This is a genomic window from Lactobacillus delbrueckii subsp. bulgaricus (genome assembly GCF_046938665.1).
Lineage (GTDB): Bacteria > Bacillota > Bacilli > Lactobacillales > Lactobacillaceae > Lactobacillus > Lactobacillus delbrueckii_C.
The window spans coordinates 1-14,972 of record NZ_JBKZCD010000026.1 but is presented as its reverse complement, the minus strand read 5'-3'; the positions used below and the strand labels follow the sequence as shown (position 1 = coordinate 14,972).

At 51.3% G+C, this 14,972-nt stretch carries 13 protein-coding genes and 1 riboswitch; of the genes, 6 read left to right on the top strand and 7 right to left on the bottom strand.

Translation table 11 applies throughout. The annotated features are described in order from the left end of the window. The gene (cls, locus tag ACLUXO_RS08690) at window positions 1-1,464 is read left to right on the top strand and encodes a cardiolipin synthase (protein ID WP_412137219.1); all 1,464 of its coding nucleotides are present in this window, start codon (window positions 1-3) and stop codon (window positions 1,462-1,464) included. 77 nt (window positions 1,465-1,541) lie between these two features. Here cls and ACLUXO_RS08685 read toward each other — a convergent pair whose 3' ends face one another. Further along, a complete protein-coding gene (locus ACLUXO_RS08685) occupies window positions 1,542-2,021 on the bottom strand; it encodes a hypothetical protein (protein WP_412137218.1) in 480 nt (159 codons plus the stop codon). A 115-nt stretch (window positions 2,022-2,136) separates the two neighbouring features. Between ACLUXO_RS08685 and ACLUXO_RS08680 the strand changes: the two genes are divergently transcribed. Then, a complete protein-coding gene (locus ACLUXO_RS08680; RefSeq protein ID WP_412137217.1) occupies window positions 2,137-2,835 on the top strand; it encodes an NAD-dependent protein deacylase in 699 nt (232 codons plus the stop codon). On the opposite strand, the gene ACLUXO_RS08675 is transcribed toward ACLUXO_RS08680, so the two are convergent. Beyond that, window positions 2,822-3,193 (bottom strand): DUF488 domain-containing protein, encoded by a 372-nt coding sequence (locus tag ACLUXO_RS08675; RefSeq protein WP_412137216.1) that lies wholly within the window; start codon window positions 3,191-3,193, stop codon window positions 2,822-2,824. The two genes, ACLUXO_RS08680 and ACLUXO_RS08675, sit on opposite strands and share 14 nt — an antisense overlap. An 82-nt stretch (window positions 3,194-3,275) precedes the next feature. On the opposite strand from ACLUXO_RS08675, the gene ACLUXO_RS08670 reads away from it, so the two are divergent. The 3 genes from ACLUXO_RS08670 to ACLUXO_RS08660 all read left to right on the top strand — a co-directional run bounded on the left by ACLUXO_RS08670 (window position 3,276) and on the right by ACLUXO_RS08660 (window position 6,640). After that, the gene (locus ACLUXO_RS08670) at window positions 3,276-3,902 is read left to right on the top strand and encodes a DNA-3-methyladenine glycosylase (protein ID WP_412137215.1); all 627 of its coding nucleotides are present in this window, start codon (window positions 3,276-3,278) and stop codon (window positions 3,900-3,902) included. Between the two features lie 94 nt (window positions 3,903-3,996). Then, window positions 3,997-4,172: riboswitch (Lysine riboswitch) on the top strand. A gap of 119 nt (window positions 4,173-4,291) precedes the next feature. Further along, window positions 4,292-5,875: an ABC transporter substrate-binding protein/permease gene (locus ACLUXO_RS08665; RefSeq protein ID WP_412137214.1), complete on the top strand. Its 1,584-nt coding sequence runs from the start codon at window positions 4,292-4,294 to the stop codon at window positions 5,873-5,875. A 3-nt stretch (window positions 5,876-5,878) separates the two neighbouring features. Continuing rightward, window positions 5,879-6,640: an amino acid ABC transporter ATP-binding protein gene (locus ACLUXO_RS08660; RefSeq protein WP_412137213.1), complete on the top strand. Its 762-nt coding sequence runs from the start codon at window positions 5,879-5,881 to the stop codon at window positions 6,638-6,640. Between the two features lie 44 nt (window positions 6,641-6,684). Here ACLUXO_RS08660 and ACLUXO_RS08655 read toward each other — a convergent pair whose 3' ends face one another. The 5 genes from ACLUXO_RS08655 to ACLUXO_RS08635 all read right to left on the bottom strand — a co-directional run bounded on the left by ACLUXO_RS08655 (window position 6,685) and on the right by ACLUXO_RS08635 (window position 13,113). After that, the gene (locus ACLUXO_RS08655) at window positions 6,685-7,143 is read right to left on the bottom strand and encodes a hypothetical protein (RefSeq protein WP_412137212.1); all 459 of its coding nucleotides are present in this window, start codon (window positions 7,141-7,143) and stop codon (window positions 6,685-6,687) included. Window positions 7,144-7,280: 137 nt separating this feature from the next. Further along, window positions 7,281-10,106: an EAL domain-containing protein gene (locus tag ACLUXO_RS08650; RefSeq protein WP_412137211.1), complete on the bottom strand. Its 2,826-nt coding sequence runs from the start codon at window positions 10,104-10,106 to the stop codon at window positions 7,281-7,283. Window positions 10,107-10,489: 383 nt separating this feature from the next. After that, on the bottom strand, window positions 10,490-11,716 hold the full coding sequence (locus tag ACLUXO_RS08645) for a LysM peptidoglycan-binding domain-containing protein (RefSeq protein ID WP_412137210.1): 1,227 nt from the start codon (window positions 11,714-11,716) through the stop codon (window positions 10,490-10,492). A 229-nt stretch (window positions 11,717-11,945) separates the two neighbouring features. Then, window positions 11,946-12,857, bottom strand: a complete 912-nt coding sequence (locus tag ACLUXO_RS08640; RefSeq protein WP_412137209.1) for an HNH endonuclease — start codon at window positions 12,855-12,857, stop codon at window positions 11,946-11,948. A gap of 121 nt (window positions 12,858-12,978) precedes the next feature. Beyond that, a complete protein-coding gene (locus ACLUXO_RS08635) occupies window positions 12,979-13,113 on the bottom strand; it encodes a hypothetical protein (RefSeq protein ID WP_013438957.1) in 135 nt (44 codons plus the stop codon). A 592-nt stretch (window positions 13,114-13,705) separates the two neighbouring features. On the opposite strand from ACLUXO_RS08635, the gene ACLUXO_RS08630 reads away from it, so the two are divergent. Next, on the top strand, window positions 13,706-14,851 hold the full coding sequence (locus ACLUXO_RS08630) for an SLC13 family permease (protein ID WP_412137208.1): 1,146 nt from the start codon (window positions 13,706-13,708) through the stop codon (window positions 14,849-14,851). Window positions 14,852-14,972 lie beyond the last annotated feature (121 nt).

The following is a 14,972-nucleotide window of genomic DNA, read 5'->3' as shown; positions in this document are numbered from 1 at the left end:
TTGACTGCCATCTCTTGGATCGATATTTGGCACATCATCTTCTTCGCCAACGCCATCCTGGCCCTCTGGACCGTCTTCCACAGAAAGCGGTCCGTGGCCACCTCCTGGGCCTGGCTGATCGTCTTGATCATCCTGCCCGTAGTTGGCTTCATCATCTACGGCTTCGTCGGCCGGGGGATTTCCCAGGAAAACCTTTTTGCCATCAACCGGCAAAAGCACATCGGCCTCTCCAACGTGCAAAAAATGATCACCGAGGCCCCGGCGAAAATTGACCAAAGCGACACATCCCCCAGCGCCCATATCTTGATCAAGTACCTGGACAAGGACCAGGAGTCGCCCATTACCAAAAACAACAAGCTCAAGCTTTACACCGACGGGCATGCCAAGTTCCGGGACCTCTTCGCCGATATCCGCCAGGCCAAGTCCAGCATCAACGTCGAATACTACACCATCTATAACGACGCCATCGGCAACGAATTCCTCAAGCTTTTGATCCAAAAAGCCAAGGAGGGGGTCCAGGTCCGGGTCCTCTACGATGCCTGGGGGTCATTCGGGGCCTCCAAGAGCTGGTTCAACCAGCTGACTGAAGCCGGCGGGGACGTTTTGCCCTTCATCACCTCAAGAAACATGATTTCCCGGAACCGGATCAACTACCACCTCCACCGGAAGATCGTAGTTATCGACGGGGTCATCTCCTGGACCGGGGGCTTCAATGTCGGCGACCAGTACTTAGGCCGGAAGAAAAAATTCGGCTACTGGCGGGACACCCACCTCCGCCTGGTCGGGTCAGCCTCCCTGCTTTTGCAGGAAAGATTCGTGATGGACTGGAACGCTTCCGCCGTCAAGGAAGAAGAACTGATCAGCTTTGACGAGAAGCTCTTCCCTGACCTGGATGAAAACGACATCTCCAAGGGCGACATGGCCGTCCAGGTCGTTTCTGACGGCCCCGACAACGACGAGCCTTACATGCGAAACGGCCTGGTCCGCTTAATGATGCTGGCCAGAAAGCGGGTCTGGATCCAGACTCCTTACTTGATTCCAGATGAGGCCATGATTGCCGCCTGGCAGATCCTGACCAGCTCGGGGGTTGACCTGCGGATCATGATCCCCTGCATGCCGGACCACCCCTTCATCTACCGGGCAACCCAGTGGTACGCCAACCAATTGGTCAAGATCGGAGTCAAGGTCTACACCTACAACAATGGCTTCATGCATGCCAAGACCATTATCGTCGACGACAAGTACGCGACTGTCGGCAGCGTCAACCAGGACTACCGGTCTTATGACTTGAACTTTGAAGACAATGTCTTCGTCTACGACCGGGCCTTTAACAAGGAGATGTCCGACCAGTTTGAAAAGGACATGGAGCAGTCAACCCTCCTCACGCCGGAGATGATCAAGAAGCAGTCCCGCTGGTTGCGGTCCCTGCAGAACTTCTCCCGTCTCTTGTCTCCGATTTTGTAAAAAAGGACAAGAAAACAAGAGAGAATAAAACAAGAAAACAGAAATTTAGCGCAGATAAAAATGGGTTAGTCACGCGACTAACCCATTTTTCTTACGTCAATATTTACCCCGCGTTCCAGGCGCTGCATCAAGAAAGAGACCACATCGCTGGCCTGCTTGTTGAAGCGGAGGTAGTAGATTTGGTGGCGGCTGGTTTCCAGGGCCGCGATCGACAGGTCGCCCACTTCCGGCGGCGCCGCGGTCAGGATCACCTGGCTGATTTCGCTGTATTTCAAAGTCCGGCGGAAGTAGCCGCTCAAAACCACCCGCTTGTCAGCAAAGCCCGACGTGGCTTCCAGGATCCCCGTCAAAATGAAGAGGGCCAGGAAGACGATGAAGCCGGGAGTTCCCAGGTCCAGGTAGCCCCAGCTGGCCCCCAGCCAGACCAATAGGATCGGCATGACCACCGCCGTCATCCGCCAGCGGGCCCGCAGAATCACCGTAGCCTGGCTGTACCAGCTGTAGCCGGCATAGGCCGCCAGCAGGGTGTCGACGACCAAGTAAAATAACGTGTCCATGGATTCACCTCAAATATAATATCTTCTGCAACTAGTAGCTTAATTATAGCAAACCAAGCGCTTATAATAGAATTAAAAGGCATCAGCCTGTTTTTTCTTAAGAAAGAGGCAAAAAATGGACCAAGCAAAACTTGTGGAATTTAAAGCAGACCTAAAAAACGCCAAGCACCCCGTCTTTTTGACCGGGGCGGGCGTGTCAACCCACTCCGGCATCCCCGACTACCGGTCTAAGACTGGCATCTACAACGGGGTCAGCGAGCCCCCGGAAGTCATCTTGAGCGAGGAGACTCTCTATGACCGGCCTCAGCTTTTTTACGACTTCGTCATGCAAAACATGTACTTCCCGGACGCTAAGCCAAATCTGATCCACAAAAAGATCGCGGCCATCTGCAATGAAAAAGGGGCCCTGATCACCCAGAACATCGACACCCTGGACCGGCAGGCCGGCAACCAGCACGTGACCGAATTTCACGGCAACCTCTACGACATCTACTGCTCCAAGTGCAAGCAAAAGGTCAGCTATGAGGACTACGCCCAGGGCTACAAGCACGAGTGCGGCGGCATCATCCGGCCCGGCATCGTCCTTTACGGGGAAGGGATCAACCCGGCCAATGTCAACCAGTCCATCCTGGAAATGCGGCAAAGCGACCTGGTCGTGATTGTCGGCACCAGCTTCGTTGTCTACCCCTTCGCCGGTCTCTTAGGCTACGCGGCAAAAGATGCCAAGATCTGGGCCGTCAACTTGACTGAGATCCCGGCACAAGGGATCAAGCAGCTAATCGGCGACGCCTTAGAGGTCTTTAAGGAAGTTTAGCCAGAGCTTCCTCAGCCGCTTCTTTTAAGACGACGGCCTGATTGTGTTCTTCATCTTTAGCCCCGTACAAGAAGAGGACGTCCCCTTTTTGCAAAAGCTCTTGCAAATGCTCCACGAAAGGCGGCCATTCCGGATTGTCTGCCAATTCTTCCAGGTAATCTTGGCGGAAGTCCGGGTACCGGGCCGGGTCATGCTTAAACCAGGTCCGCAAGTCCCGGCTGGGGGCCAGCTCTTTCTGCCACTCGTCTAAATTGGCAGATTCCTTTTTAATTCCCCGGGGCCAGAGCCGGTCGACTAAGATCCGGTAGCCGGCAGGCTGCTCTTTGGCATAGATACGGACAGTTTTGATCGTTGACATAAACGCACGCTTTCTGTTAATAATAGTTTTTACTACAGCTTTTACCACATTTCTTATTTTAGGTAGAAAGATTGATTAAGCAATGGATTACAGAAATTTTTTCACCGGCCGGCCCACCAGCGAGATCTGCCGGGACTTGATCGGCCGCCCTTTTTACTATCAAGCCGGCGGGGAAAAAATCGGCGGCTATATCGTTGAAGCCGAGGCCTACCTGGGGGTCAAGGACCGGGCCGCCCACTCCTTTGGGGGAAGAAGAAGCCAGGCCAACGAAGGCCTGTGGCGGACAGGCGGGACCATCTATATCTATTCTCAGCGGCAGTACGTCTTTTTTGACGTAGCTTGCCAAGAGGAAGGCAACCCCCAGGGGGTCTTGATCCGGGCCATTGAGCCGGTCTGGGGCCTGGACCAAATGCTTAAAAACCGGGGCGGCAAAGACGGGGTCCTTTTGACCAATGGACCGGCCAAATTAATGCAGGCCATGGGGATCAAGTCAAGAAGCTGGGATCTGGCCCCTTTGGCGGACTCCCCTTTCGTTATTGACTTGACTGCGAAAAAGCCGGCTAAAGAAATCATTGCTTCGCCCAGAATCGGGATCGTCCAGGCTGACCCGGCCTGGGCCCAGGCGCCTCTGCGCTATTACGTGGCCGGCAACCCCTACGTCTCTGGCATGAAGAAGCGGGACTGGGCGGAAGATCACGGCTGGCTGTAAATAAGAAAAAGACAATCACAAAAATTCAGAAAACTAATTTTTTCTTGACTTTTTCTTAAAAGTAATTTAGCCTAAGTGTAGTTAAAAAATTATCCAATACAATAGAGGTCGCGATCGTTCACGAACACAAGGGGAGCTCACTGACAGTGCTGAGCCTTGTTATTAAGGGATATCGCCGAAATCAGCAGTGGGGTCGTGCGCGCTGTTGGTTGGGCTGCAGGAGAAGATTCTGCAGACTGTCCTAGTTTTCTAGGGAGCGCTATAATTTTTGGTATTCATACTGAATTTTACAGAATCAAAGCAAGCCTCATTGTATACCGCAATGGGGCTTTTTTGCCGCTTTTTATTGTATTTCATAACTACTAAAAGCATATCGGAGGTTTATTCAGATGAAGAAGCATAGCAGCTGGATCAGCGCCTTAATGGCGGCGGTCCTGACGCTTGTCTTAGCTGTCAGTTGGAGCCAGCCGGCGCAAGCCAGCGGCACCTTGAAGATTGGTATGGAAGCCAACTACGCTCCATACAACTGGACCCAGACCACGTCCGCCAACGGCGCGGTCAAGATCGACGGGACCAGCTCTTACGCCAATGGTTACGATGTCAAGATCGCCAAGATCATCGCTAAGAAGCTGGGCAAGAAGGTTATCGTGGAAAAGACCCAATGGGACGGGCTTTTGCCAGCCCTGACCAGTGGCAAGATCGACTTGATCATTGCCGGGATGAGCCCGACGGCGGAAAGACGGAAGGCCATCAACTTCACCACTCCATACCGGACCACCAACTTCGTGGTCATCGTCAACAAGCAGAGCAAGTACGCCAAGGCCAAGTACCTGACTGACTTCAAGGGGGCCAAGCTGACTGCCCAGCAAGGGACCCTGCACTACGACCTGATCAAGCAGCTGCCAGGGGCCAAGCGCGAACCTGCCTCCAAGGACTTTGCCGCCATGCGGGAATCCCTGGAAGCCGGCACGATCGACGGCTACGTGGCTGAAGACACGGAACTGACCTCCTTCAAGATGGTGGACTCCAACATCACCGGGGTCAACCTGTCCAAGATGAAGGGCTTCAAGGTCTCCTCTTCTGACGCGGAAGTTTCCATCGGGGTCAAGAAGGGCAACGACCAGCTGCTCAGCCAAGTTAACAAGGTTTTGGCCGGCATTTCCACTTCAGAAAGAAACAAGCTGATGAAGGAAGCCGTGCAGCAGCAGCCGCAGACCAGCACCAAGAAGGAAAACTGGCTGCTTTCCATGCTGAAGAACTACGGGCAGATGATCCTGGAAGGGATCGGGATGACTCTCTTGATCTCTTTAATCGGCACCATCGCCGGTTTCTTCATCGGTTTGCTGGTCGGCATCGTCCGGACTATCCCAGAACCAAAGAACAAGTTCAAGAAGGGCCTGTTAGCCTTCTGCAAGTGGCTCTTGTCCGTCTACGTTGAAGTCTTCCGTGGCACGCCAATGATGGTACAAGCCGCGGTTATCTACTACGGGATCGCCCAGTTCTGGCACATCAACCTGAACAGAACGGTTGCCGCTTTGATCATCGTCTCCATCAACACCGGGGCCTACCTGGCCGAAGTTATCCGCGGGGGGATCATCTCCACGCCGAAGGGGCAGTTTGAAGCCGCCAGTGCTTTGGGGATGACCCACAACCAGAGAATGTGGAACATCATCTTGCCGCAGGCCATCCGGAACTGCCTGCCGTCAATCACCAACGAATTTATCGTCAACATCAAGGACACTTCCGTATTGAGCATCATTTCAGTATCAGAACTGTTCTTCGTTGGTTCAACGATTGCCAGCCAGAGCTTCCAGTTCTTCCAAACCTACCTGGTCATCTCGGTCATCTACCTCTTCTTGACCTTTACGATCACCCGGATCTTCAACTTGATTGAAAAGCACATCGAAGGTCCTGAAAACTACAACATGATGGCCAACCAAGTTCAAGTCGGCAAGCAGGAAGGAGACAAGTAAAAGATGGCTGATTACAAGGATAATGAAATTATTTTAAACGTTCAGCACCTGCAAAAGGCTTACGGTGAACACCAAGTTTTGAAGGATATTTCCTTTGAAGTCCACAAGGGCGAGGTTATGACGGTCATCGGTCCTTCCGGTGGCGGTAAGTCAACCATGCTCCGCTGCATCAACTTGCTGGAAGATCCAACTGGCGGGGAAATTCTTTTCCATAACCAGAACATCCTGGATGAAAACTACAACATCCCCCGCTACCGGTCTAAGGTCGGCATGGTTTTCCAGCAGTTTGAGCTTTTTGAAAACAAGAACGTCCTGCAAAACTGCATGATCGGCCAGGAACTGGTTCTGAAGCGGTCAAAGGCAGAAGCCAAGAAGATTGCCCTGGAGAACCTGAAGACTGTTGGGATGGACCCCTACGTTGACGCGAAGCCCCGGCAATTGTCCGGTGGGCAGAAGCAGAGAGTAGCGATTGCCAGAGCCATCTCCATGAACCCGGAAATCCTCCTCTTCGACGAACCGACCAGTGCCCTTGACCCGGAAATGGTCGGGGAAGTTTTGGAAACCATGAAGAAGCTGGCCAAGACTGGTTTGACCATGATTGTGGTTACCCACGAAATGGCCTTCGCCAAGGAAGTTTCCGACCAGGTCCTCTTCATGAGCGACGGTTACGTGGCTGAGCAAGGCAGCCCGGATGAAATCTTCAACCATCCGCAAAGCGAAAAGACCCAGAAGTTCTTAGCCAACTTCCGTGGCCCGCAAATTTAATTACACGCAAAAAGCAGCCTCACGGCTGCTTTTTTATTTGCGCTTTAGTTGTTTCCCCCGCGGTTAGTAAATTTTTCCGTCAAGGCAAAAGCAAAAATAACTACGATAGCAAGCAAGAGCAAGTTAACAAGAATCGTCCATGTTTGCTGACTATCGTAAACCTGCATAGTCAGTGACGAGGACAAGCCCAGGCAAGCTAATTCATTAATTATCAGCTGCAAGAACCAGCTAGCCTTCTGCCAAGCTTGTTTTATATTGTCTTGCTTGAGTTCAAAGAAGTAAGTCCAAAGAACGGCCACCACAACCATTAGCAGCAAAAGCAGGTAGACCAGGAAGAGCGGCCAGGAAATACTTTTGGCCACCCGGTCCATGAAGCCGAAAAAGCCATTGGCTGGTCCAGACAAACGCCATTTCGGAGAATTGTCTACAATCAAACGCAAAGGCCAGGTAGCAAAGTAGACATTAGCAATCAGCTGTAAAACAAAAACAATTTTCTTTTTCATTCTTTCTGCCCCATAAAAATCACATTTTTCGCTTTGAAGTAATTATATACACAAAAGTTTGTTAAAGACTACACTTTTTTACAAATGAATCAAAAAAGACTTCCGCGCCGCGGAAGTCTTTTGCTTATCTTCTTTTCTTACTTGGCCAAGCCTTCAAAGGTGTAGACGAAGGCGTCGCGCTGGCTCTTTTGGTCGTGGGCCAGGTAGCGGACCTCAAGCAAGTACTGCTTGCCTCTGAAGTCAAAAATCCGGCTGACCGGGCCCGGCTTTTTCCGGCTTTCTTCCATCAATTCCAGGATAATCTGCTTGAATGGGTATTCCTGGTTGGCCTCTGCTTCCCAGCCGTCAACCTTGTAGCCGAAGTCCCTTAGGGCCTGCCGGTAGCTCTCATTCATGAAGCTAAAGCGGACAGATGCATCCGTCCCCTTCTCCAGAATGCAGATCGGCAGCTTGATGCCGACCGTCTGCTGGCTGCCCCGGTCAATCATCGGGTCAAAGAGAACATTGACTTGGCTGACCTTGTCATAGTAGCTGTTGCTGTCCGGGTCTTCCAACTTGCCCGCCGCCAGTTTGGCCAAAAATTCTTCTTCCGGAATCGGCTTGGAGAATAAGTAGCCCTGCTGGCGCTCGCAGCCGATTTCCCGCAAGAAATCCGCCTGCTCCTGGGTCTCCACCCCTTCACAAAGAGTGTGCAGGCCCAGCTTTTTAGCCATGTCAACCACAATGGAAATCAAGGTCTTGGCCTTGGACCGGCTGCCAAAGTCCCGCAAGAAGACCATATCAATCTTCAAGAGGTCAAAGTCGTACTCATCCAGGTTGTTAAAGTTGGAGTAGCCGCTGCCGAAGTCGTCCATCCAAACCTCATAGCCGCTGGCATGGAAGTTGGCGATGGCCTGCCGCAGTTCCTGCGGCTTGCTGGTCACCGTTGACTCCAGAATTTCAATCTTCAGCAGGCTGGCCGGCAGGTTAAAGTAACGGCGGATTTTTTCAATTTCCGCATAAATGTTGCAGACCTGGAAGTCCACCCGGGAAAGGTTGACCGAGATCGGCACCAAAGGCTGCTGCTCCTCTCTTCTTCTGGCCAGCATGGCGCAGACCTGGCGGATGATGGCCAAGTCCAGCTTGTGCACCAGGTGGGCCTCTTCCAGTACTTCAATAAAAAAGCCTGGTCCCAAGACCCCGTATTTCGGGTCAACCCAGCGGGCCAGGGCTTCCGCCCCGCAGATCCGCCCGGTCAAGCTGCGGCTTTCCAATTGGAAGTATGGCCGGATCCAGCCTTCATCCAGGGCCTTCTGGAAGTTTTCCAGGACATAGCCCCGTCTTTCAAATTCCTGCTTGACCTCCTGGTTGTAAACCTGGCAGACCACCGCCCGGTTGTTGTTGAGATAGCGCAGGGCCCGCTTGGCCTTATCAACCGCCGTCATCAAGCCTTCACTGGCAGCCTTGTAGCGGTAGACCCCGGCCCGGATGCTGGCGTCTGTCACCTTATTGACTTCAGCCGCCGCCTCTTCCAGGCTCTTTAAGAGGTCCGGGGCATCCGTAGCCAGCAGGAAGTTGTCTTCCGCGAAGCGGACCAGGACTCCATCGTCGAAAAACTTCTGCAAAATCTGGGCAATCCGTGAGAGGAGCTGGTCCCCTTTTTCAAAGCCATAGCGGTTGTTGTAGGCCTGCATGTTGCTGACATTGATCAAAACAACGGCTGGCTGGTCCCCCTTTTCCAGGCAGGACTTAAGGTAGGAGCTGGCAAAACTGTGGAAGTAGTTGGTGTTGGGCAGGCCCGTCACCTTGTCGACGAAGAAGTTGTTTTCCCGCATTTCCCCGTCCAGATCCCGCTTCTGGTGGTAGATCTTCTCCTCAGCGATCCGCAATTGCGCGGTCAGATCCCCTTCCGCCATATCCAGGCGGACAGCGGAGGTTACCAGCTGGGGGACGACTGGCAGGCCCTGGATGCTGGCCATGTGCTTGACTTCTTCCTGCAAGTCGTCAAAGACCCGCTTGGCTTCCGCGTCATCAGCCAGCTTGACCACGGCCAAAAATTCATCCCCACCATAGTGGCAGCTGAAGCCATGCATTTTTTCCGCTAACTGCTCAACTGCCTGGCTGACGGCAAAGAGGACCTGGTCGCCTTCTGAGCGGCCGTAGATGTCGTTGATCGATCTCAGCCCGTTCATGTCAACTAAGACGAGGTAGTAGTCACTGCTGGCTCCCCGCCGCTGGATGCTCTTCAAGTAGGACTTTAACTTTTCCCTTCCCTTGATATTGCTCAAGCTGCCCAGGGAAACAGTGTCGACCAGGGTTCTGAACTGGTAGACGGCCAGGAACAAGAGGCAGGCCGTCGCCACGTAGGCGTAGAAAGGAAAGGTGCCAACGTAGATGTCCAGGCCCCCGAAGATGACCAGCAGCATCGGCCAGCTGGCCGTAGTCAGGTAAAACTGCCGGATATTTTTAGAGGGGCTCTGCCGGATCCCGTTGATGGCCAGGCCAATGGCGGCCAAAGAATACAGAAGGGGGACCAGCAAAAGCAGGAGGTTGTAGAGCAGGGTCGGCTGAAGCTGGTCCGTCAAGAGCCAGCCCGGATTGATCAAGAGTACGAGCAGTTCAAAAATGCTGTTCAAAAAGGCAACCGAGCAGACCAGCATCCGCTTAGGCCAGCTGTCGGCCAGGCTGAATTCCCCGCACTGGTCAATGTAGAAAAAGACCGCCAAACTGACAAAGTCCAGCATCCACAGCTTATATGTGCCGGTAAAGAGCAGGCTCGCCTGACTAGCCGGCAAGACCCCGCCCAATTGCAGCTTATCCAGGGCGTCTCCTAAAAAGTAAAGGGTTTCGCTGACCAGCGATGCCGCCAGCCATTTTTCCCTTTTCCCGTAATTTGTAATTGGCTTTAAGGCGCCGGTCAAGATCAGCATGATTGCCATGCAGAAGAATTCCCCCAGCGCATAAAGCAGAGCCGTATTTGTCATTTTCCCGCGATCCTCTGTCCTAATCTAAAAGTTGGCTTACCCTAAATTGCGTGTTTTGCCTGTTTTACCTTAGATTATAGCCCATATTTGCCCGGAAAAAAGCTTTTTTGAACTGATGTCTTATCAGTTTATAGCCTGTCCTCTATAGATTTATAAAAAATATTTCCAGCGGTATTTTCCGAACAATTATCATCCCGCCTTTATAAAAGCGTTTATAGAGGCTTTCGGTTTAAAAAACCGGTTAATATTATAATAAATATGAAATTAAAACCGGGGTAATTATAAATAAAACAGTACACATTTAATTATGATTAGGCAAAAGAAGACAGCGCCAGCCGGCTGGCTGACGCTGCTTAAACTGTTTGATATCGATGAGGAAATTTTTAGCCTAAAACGCGGACGGCGAAGCTTGGCGTGTATGAGGACACGCTGCCAGTCATCACGTTTTGGCCTGGGGCTGGCGCCATGACGTATTGGCCGTCGCCCAGGGCAATGGCTACGTGGTAGGCTGAACCGTATGAACCCCAGAAGTAGAGGTCACCAGCTTGGGCGCTGGCCACGCTGATCTTAGTGCCGGCGTATTGCTGAGTGTAAGTAGTCCGGCCCAGGTTGATGCCGAAGTGGCTGTAAACGTATTGTACCAAGCCGGAGCAGTCAAAGCCGCTTGGCGTGGTCCCGCCCCAAACGTAAGGCACGCCCAGGAAGCTCAAAGCGTATGAAGTGATCGCGCTGGCACTGGCTGAGGCAGTTGAGGTTGCAGTTGAAGTTGAACCAGTTGGTGCCTGGCTGACTGCTTGACTGCTGCTTGCTGCAGTGTTGGTGCTTGAAGCAGTGTTAGCAGTTGACGCAGTGTTAGTGCTTGCTGCAGTGTTGGCAGTTGATGCAGTGTTAGTGCTTGAAGTAGTGGTAGCAGTTGATGCTGCAGTATTAGTGTTGGTCGTGGTGGACGCACTGGTGTTAGAAGCAGTTGACTGGCTTTGAGCCTTGGCACTAGTACTGGTGCGGGTATTGCTGCTAGTGTTAGTAGTGGTACTCTTCGCCTTAGTAGTCTTCTTCTTGGCCTTTGGCGCTTGGCTGGAAGCAGTCGTGTTGGTTGATGAAGCAGTGTTGGTGCTTGCAGCAGTTGAGCTTGAGCCGGTAGTTACGCCGTTTACCCCGTAAGTAGTCATACCGGCCCGCAGGTTCAAGCTTTGACCGATCAAGATGGTGCTGCTTGACAAGTTGTTGGCCTTCATCAAAGCTTTTACGGAAACGCCGTACTTCTTAGCCAGACTCCACAAAGTGTCACCCTTTACGACCGTGTGGGTCGTTGAAGTAGTGTCAACTGTACTGGTTGAAGCGCTAGTCTTAGTTGCCTTAGCAGCCTTGACTGCCTTAGTTGACTTAGCCGGGATCTGCAGCTTCTGGCCCACGTAGATCAAGTGGCCGGAAACGCCGTTAGCCTTCTTCAAGTCGCTTACTGAAACGCCGTACTTCTTTGACAGGCCCCACAGGGTGTCGTTCTTAACAACAGTGTAGCTGTCAGCCAAAGCGCTGGCCCCGGTAGTTAAAAGGGCGCCAGATGCACTCAGAGTTGCCAAAGTAGTCATCAACAGGTTCTTTTTCTTCATGAAACGTCTTTTCTCCTTTAACATGTGGTTTGATTTGATAACAATCTATAGTATAACTTTCAATTGTTACAGGAATGTATCGGTCTGGTTACAAAATAAAAAAGCGCTGCAAGTTGTCCTGTAGCGCTTTTTAAAGTTTTGTAAGCATGTACATTCTGGAGATTTTTTCTGCAAAAAGTTTCCTGGTCTAACTTTTAATGTTCTCTGCATAAACTTTAAGTTATCAAAGCTAGATGATTTCCTTGTCCTGCTGGGCCAGGTAGAGCTTCCAGCCCAACTTGAAGTGGTCCTCGCGCAAGCGGCGGGCCGCATCATAGTCACTCTCCAGGCTGTCGATGGCATCCCGCAGGCGCTTGTTTTCCTTGCGGATGGCGGCCAGTTCCGGGTCATTCACCACGCCCTTTAAATGCACCTTGGCGGCCAGCATGTTCCGCCGGTCTTGGAATTCTTTTTCCAAGGGGCCCAGGGCGTTCTCATACTTGACCAGCTTTTTGTTTAAAGGCTGCAATTCCTCGTTGAGCTTGACGAAAAGGTCATAAGGCATATTAGACTTGATCCGGTTGCACTCGCTGCAGGACAAAATCAGATTGTCCAGGCTGTTATCATGCGAGACAGAGACCGGGTCCTTGTGGTCCACGCTCCGCCCCCGCCGGCCGCAGTACTGGCAGCGGTACTTGTACTTGGCCCGGATCCGCTCCCGGTCGATATAGTCAACCTCGTTTAACTGAAAGTCAACGCTGAGGCCTAAGGCCTGGAGTTTTTCCGCGAAAGGGAGTTTTCCTGGCAAAAAGAAGCTGGGATCATCCTCAGCCTTGATCACGGCCCGGTTGAAGTCCTCTCTGGGCAGCTGCTGCTTGGCCAGGACATTTCCATCATAGTCCTGCATGAGAGCCTCGTAGGACCGGCGGATTTTTAAGTCCGGCAGGAAAAAGTCCCCGCTTGCTTCCCCGTCCTTGCCCGCAAAGGCATAGAGGAGGTTGGCCGCGAACAGCTTGACCACGGGATTGGGGTAAGCTGCCGGATCCAGCCCCCGCTGCCGGCAGATGTCACACAGGCTGGCCAGGCGGTCATTGACCAGGCCGGGCAGCTTGAAATGCAGGGATTCCAGTCTTAAACCACAGCTGCTGCACTGAAACTTCATTTTTGCCTCCTTGTTTTCTTTCTTACTTGTCTCTTAGCTTTTTCCTATCATAAGGCAAAAAGCAGGCGAAAAAAAGACCCTGGCCAAAAGCCAGAGTCTTTATTGTCTGTTTAAAAACAAATTACTTGTTTTCGTCCTTAGCTGCTTGGTTCAGGAAGCTGATCACAGCAGCGGCGTGAGCAACGCGTTCCTTAGCGTTAGAAGCGTTACGTGGACGACGGTGTGGGTTGATACCCGTGTGGATATTTCTTGACATGTCTCTTCATCCTTTCATCGATTTTCGAAAATCAGTAGTAATTATACCCCTCTTTCCCTATGTTAGGCAAGCCTTTTCGGCATTTCTTTGCCCCGGCAGGCCCTTTTTAGCTAAAAGCAAAGGCAAATATCTTCCGTCAGAAATGTTAAATGGATTTAGCAAAATGTCCAAGGGGGATTTTTACCTGATCGTTGCTTCTTGTTTCCGTTTTAGATAGCGCTTACATTATTTCAGAAATCAACAGCAAGCTTTTGACTTTTTTGTAGCCGTGTAAAAAGTCGACACGTTTTAATCGCTTAAAAAAGGTAGCAAAGTCCGTTTTTTGCTTTCCGGAATAAATCCCATATTATCAACAAATAAACCGCTTTTACAAATGTTTTCTATTTTTTCAAGCAGCTAAAAAAACCGGATTTTTGGCCTGCCGCGTTTCGCTAACATCCTTTCAATAACATTTGTTCGTTAATTTTGAACTATTGAGATTTAGGGAAAAATGGTTGACAATGGAACTACACGAAAGTAAAGTTCATTTTCGCTTTTCGTTAACTTTACGTAAATCTTGTAAACACCATTCTAGCTGAGTAGAGGATTTTATATGGAAGCCGCCAAAAGCAAAAGTTCAAATAATTTTTTGACTACCTTAAAGAAAATTTTTAGCGACCGAATTCTGCAGATCACCATCGTGATCACTATCATCAGTCTCTTCTTTGCCCGGCCGCGTAGCGCCGACATGAACTGGCACACGATCGAGTCTGTCACGACCATGCTGGTCTTGATCCAGGTCTACAGCTACCTGCACGTTCTGGACATCATTGCCTATAAACTGACGGCGATCGCTGACTCCACCCGGAAGCTGATCCTCCTCTTTACTCTCTTGTCCGTCTTCTCGGGCATGTTCCTGGGTAACGACATCACCTGCTTGACCATGATTCCCCTGTACTTGAACATCGCCAAGAAGTACAAGCTACCGGAAATCTTGCCGGCCACTTTGATCGGGATGGGGGCCAACATCGGGGCGGCCTTCACCCCATGGGGCAACCCCCACAACATCTTCGTGGTCTCCAACTACCACCTAGCGCCTGCTACCTTCTTTAAGTGGACCCTGCCTTACCTGATCGCGGCCATGGTCGTCTTTCTCTGCATCTTCTTCTTTATCCCGAAGAAGGACATCCCGACCCAGGAAGTCGTTGAAATCGACGTCAGCTGGCCAATGACGATGATCACCACGGTCATCTTCTGCTTTTTCTTCGTTGGCGTCTTCAAGTTCGTTCCAATCTGGATGCCGATGCTGGCCTCCATCATCTGGGCCTTGATCGTCAACTGGAAGATTCTGCTCCACATTGACTACTCTCTTTTGCTGACCTTCACTCTTTTCTTCGTCTTCATCAGCGACATCCAACAGATTCCTTTTGTCGTAACCTTGATCCACGGCCTGGTCGGCACGGAAATGAGCACCTACTGGACGTCTATCCTGTCCAGCCAGGTCATGAGCAACGTGCCATCAACCATCCTGGTCGGCAAGTTCTCCAAGTACGCTGAAGCCTTGACCCTGGGTTCCAACATCGGTGGCTTCGGGTCACCAATCGGGTCCATGGCCAACATGCTGGTTATGCGGACCTTCTACGCCCACGCTTCCAAGGATGCCAAGAAGAAATTCTTCTCGAAGTGGCTGGGCTACCAGATCGCCGGCTTGATCATCCTGTCCCTTATCGGCTGGGTCATTGTCAAGCTGAACCTATAGTAAGATATTAAATCTCTCGCGCGTCTCCTTATTGGAGGCGTTTTTTGCTAAAAAACTAGTGCTCAGTTGCCTTTTAATGTTAGAGAATATTGGGTCAGATTATATCAAATTGTGTCATTTG

Coding starts and splice junctions, on each gene's coding strand:
- ACLUXO_RS08685 (WP_412137218.1), bottom strand. CDS start 2,021: ATGGACACGTTATTTTACTTGGTCGTCGACACCCTGCTGGCGGCCTAT.
- ACLUXO_RS08680 (WP_412137217.1), top strand. CDS start 2,137: ATGGACCAAGCAAAACTTGTGGAATTTAAAGCAGACCTAAAAAACGCC.
- ACLUXO_RS08675 (WP_412137216.1), bottom strand. CDS start 3,193: ATGTCAACGATCAAAACTGTCCGTATCTATGCCAAAGAGCAGCCTGCC.
- ACLUXO_RS08670 (WP_412137215.1), top strand. CDS start 3,276: ATGGATTACAGAAATTTTTTCACCGGCCGGCCCACCAGCGAGATCTGC.
- ACLUXO_RS08665 (WP_412137214.1), top strand. CDS start 4,292: ATGAAGAAGCATAGCAGCTGGATCAGCGCCTTAATGGCGGCGGTCCTG.
- ACLUXO_RS08660 (WP_412137213.1), top strand. CDS start 5,879: ATGGCTGATTACAAGGATAATGAAATTATTTTAAACGTTCAGCACCTG.
- ACLUXO_RS08655 (WP_412137212.1), bottom strand. CDS start 7,143: ATGAAAAAGAAAATTGTTTTTGTTTTACAGCTGATTGCTAATGTCTAC.
- ACLUXO_RS08650 (WP_412137211.1), bottom strand. CDS start 10,106: ATGACAAATACGGCTCTGCTTTATGCGCTGGGGGAATTCTTCTGCATG.
- ACLUXO_RS08645 (WP_412137210.1), bottom strand. CDS start 11,716: ATGAAGAAAAAGAACCTGTTGATGACTACTTTGGCAACTCTGAGTGCA.
- ACLUXO_RS08640 (WP_412137209.1), bottom strand. CDS start 12,857: ATGAAGTTTCAGTGCAGCAGCTGTGGTTTAAGACTGGAATCCCTGCAT.
- ACLUXO_RS08635 (WP_013438957.1), bottom strand. CDS start 13,113: ATGTCAAGAAATATCCACACGGGTATCAACCCACACCGTCGTCCACGT.
- ACLUXO_RS08630 (WP_412137208.1), top strand. CDS start 13,706: ATGGAAGCCGCCAAAAGCAAAAGTTCAAATAATTTTTTGACTACCTTA.